The following is a 605-nucleotide window of genomic DNA, read 5'->3' on the forward strand; positions in this document are numbered from 1 at the left end:
AGATAAACGGGCTCATATCGGAGAAAGACAGGTTTTGCAGGACCGGCAGGCGGTCAAGAAAGGCCCGGAGTTCATCGCGGATAGCATCAGCGACAGGGCGGTAACCCAGTTTTTCGGCCGCCTGAGCCGCGATAGCGTACCCGTCCAGCCAGTAAGGGGCCAGTGTCAGACTCTGTTCTCTCTTTATTCTCTATTCTTCAAAAGAATAGGATTGAAAATAATTCATGTCTTTTTATCTTTTTTTATACTGCACGACATAACTCCTTTTTTGAATATAGACAATATGGTTTCTAATTTAGCGTTCTGATTAAAAGAAAATAAATATCGATAAATGTTTATTATATTTAACATGTTATTACATTTGTCATTTACTTTATTTAGAAAGTTATCGTGTTCTATGTTATCAACTAACCCTTGTTTCTTTCTTATAAGATATAGTTTTCTTTTTCTCATATTTTCTTTAACTTGATCCTGGGTAGATATTTTTATTCTGTCAAGGATATCCTTTTTTTGCTGTTTTATAATCCTCATGAAGATAAAACTCGGATACCAGATCAGAGAAAAAATCACTCCAAACCATATAAGTTACATGGTACGTCTTGATC

Annotated in this window: 1 pseudogene; it reads right to left on the bottom strand. The window is 35.9% G+C overall.

What is annotated here, in order from left to right:
- Positions 1-178: pseudogene (locus tag EAE93_RS24040) on the bottom strand (type VI secretion system domain-containing protein); the annotation flags it as partial.
- Positions 179-605 lie beyond the last annotated feature (427 nt).

The organism is Photorhabdus akhurstii (assembly GCF_018448925.1).
Taxonomy (GTDB): domain Bacteria; phylum Pseudomonadota; class Gammaproteobacteria; order Enterobacterales; family Enterobacteriaceae; genus Photorhabdus; species Photorhabdus akhurstii.